The sequence below is a fragment of the Milkweed yellows phytoplasma str. MW1 genome (assembly GCF_000309485.1).
GTDB lineage: Bacteria > Bacillota_I > Bacilli_A > Acholeplasmatales > Acholeplasmataceae > Phytoplasma.
This window is the reverse complement of record NZ_AKIL01000024.1, coordinates 1-636: the sequence shown is the minus strand read 5'-3', so window position 1 is coordinate 636 and position 636 is coordinate 1. Positions and strand designations below refer to the sequence as shown.

The following is a 636-nucleotide window of genomic DNA, read 5'->3' as shown; positions in this document are numbered from 1 at the left end:
AAAATTAGTTAAAAATAATTATTTAGTTTTTTTGATTTTAATAACATTAATTATTATTTTTTCCTCATCGATATTTAGTAAAAAAATTTTTGCACACAATAAAACAAATATACAACAAAAACCATCTGTTGAAATTTTAGAAGTAAAAAATAAGAAATTTAATTTTATGGATTGTAAAAATTTTTCTCTCTTGGCTTTAAACAGAATTAATTTATTTAATTTAGGGATAACAATAAATCCTAATGATGTTGAAAAATTAAATGATATTACTCAAAAATGTTGTGATATAATTAATGGCGTATCTTCAAATAAGTTTAAAAGTCAAATATCTGTTCGAGAATATCCGAATATAAATTTAGTAAAAATTTTAAATAATTTGAAAAAAGTTATTATGAATAATTCAATTAATAATAGTATAGAAATCAATGATACTTTTACAAATTGGAATCAGTATTTTGAAAATTGTTGCGATATATTATTATCATCTCTCATCGAATGTAGCAAAACATATTCAGATGATGAATCCGAGTCTATTTTAATTTTTATGGCTTCTCAAATAACAGGTATGTTATCAGATTTGTTGATACCATATATTCTATCTGATTAAATTTTTATAATTTATTTTAATTATTGATT

General features: G+C 19.8%; 1 protein-coding gene. It reads left to right on the top strand.

Annotated elements, in window-relative coordinates; translation table 11 throughout:
- Positions 1 to 607 (top strand): hypothetical protein (locus RI76_RS00455; protein WP_222831822.1); only part of this gene is annotated, 607 nt, incomplete at its 5' end.
- Between the last annotated feature and the right edge of the window lie 29 nt (positions 608 to 636).